The sequence below is a fragment of the Allobosea sp. genome, assembly GCF_030694325.1.
Lineage (GTDB): Bacteria > Pseudomonadota > Alphaproteobacteria > Rhizobiales > Beijerinckiaceae > Allobosea.
On record NZ_JAUXYO010000037.1, the window covers coordinates 1 to 5,221 of the forward strand.

Annotated in this window: 5 protein-coding genes; all 5 read right to left on the reverse strand. The window is 68.6% G+C overall.

What is annotated here, in order from left to right; all coding sequences use genetic code 11:
• Nucleotides 1-355 (reverse strand): hypothetical protein (locus Q8M82_RS01750; protein ID WP_305689668.1); only part of this gene is annotated, 355 nt, incomplete at its 3' end.
• A 152-nt stretch (nt 356-507) separates the two neighbouring features.
• The gene (gene hflX, locus Q8M82_RS01755) at nt 508-1,890 is read right to left on the reverse strand and encodes a GTPase HflX (protein WP_305689669.1); all 1,383 of its coding nucleotides are present in this window, start codon (nt 1,888-1,890) and stop codon (nt 508-510) included.
• Between the two features lie 5 nt (nt 1,891-1,895).
• A complete protein-coding gene (gene hfq / locus Q8M82_RS01760; RefSeq protein ID WP_054141683.1) occupies nt 1,896-2,144 on the reverse strand; it encodes an RNA chaperone Hfq in 249 nt (82 codons plus the stop codon).
• A gap of 209 nt (nt 2,145-2,353) precedes the next feature.
• Nucleotides 2,354-3,721, reverse strand: a complete 1,368-nt coding sequence (gene ntrX / locus Q8M82_RS01765) for a nitrogen assimilation response regulator NtrX (protein WP_305689670.1) — start codon at nt 3,719-3,721, stop codon at nt 2,354-2,356.
• Nucleotides 3,718-5,221 (reverse strand): sensor histidine kinase (locus Q8M82_RS01770; RefSeq protein ID WP_305689671.1); only part of this gene is annotated, 1,504 nt, incomplete at its 5' end. The genes ntrX and Q8M82_RS01770, both read right to left, overlap by 4 nt.

The window sequence follows — 5,221 nt, forward strand, 5'->3', positions numbered from 1 at the left end:
AAGCCGCATCGACGACAATCTCATCGAGAGCGCCGTGGCCGGACATGTCGACGACCGTCTCGGCCTCGACCGCATCGGCATCGAATTCATATTCGCGCAGCCGGGCTTCGGCCCCGGCGCTGCGGGCCCAGACGCTACCGATCAGACGGTCGGGCGTGCGCCAGAATCGGACCTGCGGCGGCTCGGGCGGAGGCGGCGCGGCGGGAACCTGGCCCGGCTTCACCAGCGCCAGCGGATTGGCACGCGTCCGGACATAGACGGGCCCGCCGTGATCGGTCGGCAGCTCGGCAGATTCGTCGGAAAACCCTTCCGCAGCAATCTCTTGCGTGGAATTGTGAAGGCCGGAATGACGCATGAGAAACCGCGGAGGCTCGCTTGGAAGGCAGGCTCCAAGGGGTATCGCCCCAGCGTTAAGAGGCGATGAACGATCGCACCCGCGACGCCTCTGCGCCAGCGCGTCAGCCTCGCTCGAGGCGCGCGATCGCCTCTGCGACCGCGTCGGTCCGCCTAGTTCTCCCGCTGAGCCTCGGGGAAGCGCGCACCGAAGGCCCCTTCCCGCTCGGGCGGCAGCCGGACCGTAAGATCGAGCGTGCCGTCCTCGGCGTCGCGGCGTTCGAGAATCTCGCCATTGGCATGCAGCCAAGCCAGCGACTGGCCGTCGCCCGGCGGCAGCGCCAGGCGATAGACCGGGCGGCTGCGGGCGATGCGGCTCTCGATCGCGTCGGTCAGCCGGCCCATGCCATCGCCGGTCACCGCCGACACCAGCACCGGCCGAGAGACCTCGGGCTTAAGCCCGGCGAGGCCGAGCTGGCGCTCGCGCTCTTCCGGCGCCAGCAGGTCGGACTTGTTCCAGACCTCGACGACGCGCTGGCCGTCATCGGGATCGATGCCGAGATCGCGCAGGATCGCCTGGACGTCGGCCGCCTGGGCCGTGGTGTCCTCATGGGCGACGTCGCGGATATGCAGCAGCACATCGGCCTCGATCGCGTCCTCCAGCGTGGCGCGGAACGCGGCGACGAGCTGCGTCGGCAGATCGGAGATGAAGCCCACCGTGTCGGAGAGCATAATCTTCGCGCCATGCGGCAGCTTCAGCGCCCGCGCCGTCGGGTCGAGCGTGGCGAAGAGCATGTCCTGCGCCAGGACCTCGGCCGAGGTGAGCCGGTTGAACAGCGTCGATTTGCCGGCATTGGTGTAGCCGACGAGCGCAACGACCGGATAAGGCACGCGTTTCCGGCTGGCGCGGTGCAGCCCGCGGGTTCGCTTGACCGCCTCCAGATCGCGCTCGATCTTGGTCATGCGCTCCTGGATGATGCGCCGGTCGGCCTCGATCTGGGTCTCGCCGGGGCCGCCGAGGAAGCCGAAGCCGCCGCGCTGACGCTCGAGATGGGTCCAGGACCGCACCAGCCGGCTCTTCTGGTAGTTGAGATGGGCGAGTTCGACCTGCAGCGCGCCTTCCTTGGTGCGCGCCCGGCGGCCGAAGATTTCGAGGATCAGCCCGGTGCGGTCGATGACCTTGCAGCCGAAGGCCTTTTCGAGATTGCGCTGCTGCACCGGCGACAGCGCGCAATCCATCACGACGAGCCCGATCTCCTCGATCTTGATGCGCTCGGCGATCTCCTCGACCTTGCCCTTGCCGAGATAGGTCGCCGGCCGCAGCGCCGTCAGCAGCACCTGGATCGGCTCGACCACGGTAAGGTCGATCGCCGCCGCCAGACCGACGGCCTCGTCGAGACGCGCGGCGAAGGAGCGCTGATTGGCATCGGCGGCGCCACGACGCTGCTGATAGGGCCCGATCACATAGGCGCGGGTATTGGCCGCGATGTCGCGCTCGATGGCGTCGAGCGGCTTGGTCGCCGCCCGCGCCTCATCCGCATCGCTGCGGGCACCCATCGGGGTCAGGCCTTGTCCTGTTCCTCGGGCTCGAACAGCTGCACCGGCTGCCCGGGCATGATGGTCGAGATCGCGTGCTTGTAGACGAGCTGCGAATGCCCGTCGCGGCGCAGCAGTACGCAGAAATTGTCGAACCAGGTGACGACGCCCTGCAGCTTGACGCCATTGACGAGGAAGATCGTCAGCGGAATCTTCTGCTTGCGTACATAGTTGAGGAACGTGTCCTGAAGATTCTGAGCCCGCTCTGCGGCCATGGGTAGCCCCTGTTGTTGGGATCGCTCATCGGGTTCACGCCCGCGATCCAATTCGTCTCGTTGGCGACGCAAACCGCTGCGCCGCTTCGAGACACCGATCCGACATTAGACCGCCGACTCCGCCGACAACGCAAGTGCAACATGGCTTCGCAACGCGGCGACGGGTCTGCGCCCTGCGCAGGCGCGCATGCAACCCATGCCTGCCGGCGTCAGCCAACCCCGAGCGATTTCAGTTTGCGATGCAGGGCCGAGCGCTCCATTCCGATGAATTCGGCGGTCCGGGAGATGTTCCCGGAGAACCGGGCGATCTGCGCGATCAGGTATTCGCGCTCGAAGATTTCGCGGGCGTCGCGCAGCGGCAGGCTCATCAGCCGCTCGCCGCCGGAGCCGGACGGCGTCGTCGGCACCATGGCGCCGACCTCGGCCGGCAGCATGTCGACGGTGATGTCGGCCGTCGGGTCGCCCTTGGTCAGGATCATCAGCCGCTCGACATTGTTGCGCAGTTCGCGAACGTTGCCCGGCCATTCATGCGACTGCAGCACGGCCATGGCGTCCTGCCCGATCCGGCGCTTGGGCAGGCCGGACGCGATCGAGATCTGCTCCATGAAGAACTCGATCAGCTCCGGCACGTCCTCACGGCGCTCGGACAGCGCCGGCACCTTGACCGGAACGACCGAGAGCCGGTGATAGAGGTCCTCGCGGAACTGCCCGCCCGAGATCAGCTGGGCGAGGTCGCGGCTGGTCGAGGAGATCACGCGGACGTCGACATGCACGCGCGTCGCGCCGCCGACGCGCTGGAAGTTCTGGTCGACGAGCACGCGCAGGATGCGGTTCTGGGTCTCGCGCGGCATGTCGCCGATCTCGTCGATGTAGAGCGAGCCGCCATGGGCCTCCTCGAGCGCGCCGACGCGGCGGGAGCGGCCGTCCCCGGCCTCGACGCCGAAGAGTTCCTCCTCCATCGTCTCGGGGGTGATGGTGGCCGCGTTGATCACCACGAAGGGGCCGGTGGCGCGCGTCGAGGCCTCGTGCAGGGTGCGGGCAGCCAGCTCCTTGCCGCAACCGGGCTCGCCGGTGATGAGGACGCGCGCATTGGTCGGCGCGACGCGCTCGATCGTCTGGCGCAGCTGGTTGACGACCGTCGATTTGCCGACGATGCGGCTGGCCTGGACCGAGCCCTTCTTCAGCTCGCGCACCTCGCGCCGCAGCCGCGAGGCCTCGAGCGCGCGCTCGGCGACGAGCACGAGCCGGTCCGCCTTGAAGGGCTTCTCGATGAAGTCGTAGGCCCCGCTCTTGATGGCCGAGACCGCGGTCTCGATGTTGCCATGGCCCGAGATCATCACGACCGCGAGGTCGGGATGGGCCTGCTTGATCAACTCCAGCACCTGCAGGCCGTCGAGGCGGCTGCCCTGGAGCCAGATGTCGAGGAAGACGAGATTGGGCCGGCGCGCCGCGATCGCCGCGAGCGCCTCGTCGGCGGAACTCGCCTTGCGCGTCCGATAGCCCTCGTCCTCGAGCAGGCCGGCGACAAGTTCGCGGATGTCGGCCTCGTCATCGACGACCAGAATGTCAGCGCTCATACGCGTGCCCCATCATGTTGTTGCCGTGCCGCCGCCGCGTCGCGAGCTTGGTCGCCACGGCCGCCTTCCGGGTTCTCCTCCGCCGGTCCGGTCTCGGGGAACCAGAGCCGGACGCGGGCGCCGCGCCCGCCCTCGCCCGCATCCGGGCGGTCGAGCAGGTCGATGCCGCCGCCATGGTCCTCGAGGATCTTGCCGACGATCGCCAGGCCGAGGCCCGTGCCGCCCTCGCGGGTGGTGATATAGGGCTCGAGCAGCTTCTGGCGCTGGTCGGCCGGCAGGCCCTTGCCGTTGTCGATGACGTCGATGACGATGCGGCCGTCCTCACGCCGCTCGAACACGACATCGATCCGCCCGGGCCCGCGCTCGTCCATCGGCACGGCCTCGATCGCCTCGGTGGCGTTCTTGATCACGTTGGTCAGGGCCTGGGAGAGCAGCCGGCGGTCGAAGCGCGCCGTGGCCGAGCCTTCGGGCAGATTCTCGGTGATCGTCAGCTCGGGATTGCCGACGCGCATCAGGAAGACGATCTGGCGGACCGTTTCGGCGATGTCGTCGCGGGCCAGCGAGGGCTTGGGCATGCGGGCGAAGGAGGAGAATTCGTCGACCATGCGGCGGATGTCCTCGACCTGGCGGACGATCGTCGCCGTGCACTGCTCGAAGACCTCCTTGTCCTCGACGATCACGCGGCCGAACTTGCGTCGGATGCGTTCGGCCGAGAGCTGGATCGGCGTCAGCGGATTCTTGATCTCATGGGCGATGCGGCGCGCCACGTCGGCCCAGGCGGCGGTGCGCTGCGCCGAAACCAGGTCGGTAATGTCGTCGAGCGTGACGACGAGGCCGGCGCCGGCCCCCTCGCCCTCGCGGGCGGCTCGGACATTGACCATGCGGTCGCGCCCGGCGCGGGTGATGGCGATCTGGCCGGAGGTCTGGCGCTGGCGCCCGGTGAGCGCTTCCGTGACGAAGGTGGCGATCTCGGGGGCGACGGCCGCGATCGGCTGGCCGAGCAGCCGGCCGCCGGTGCCCAGCAGGCTCTCGGCCGAACGGTTGATGATGGTGATGTGGCCGTCGCCGTCCAGGCTGAGCACGCCCGAGGAGACGCCCGACAGCACGGTTTCGGTGAAGCGGCGCCTTCGGTCGATGACCTCGCTGGCGGTGACCAGCCCGTCGCGCTGGCGGCGCAACTCGGCGGTCATCTTGTTGAAGGTCTCGCCGAGATGGGCGAGGTCGCCCTCGGAGCGGCGGATCGGGACCTGAACGTAGAAATTGCCGCTGGAGACCTGGTCGGTGGCGTGGATCATCCGCCGGATCGGCGCGACCAGCGCGTTGGCGAAGCTCAGGCCGAGCCAGATCGCCGAGAGCAGCAGAATGACGGCGATCAGCCCGTACATCGAGGCGAAGGCGATCTGGACGCCCTTCCGGCGCGCGTCGATCGAGAGATATTCGGACGCGGCGGCCCGCGCCACGGCCGGGAACTCCACGGCGAGCGGATCGACCTGCCGCGCG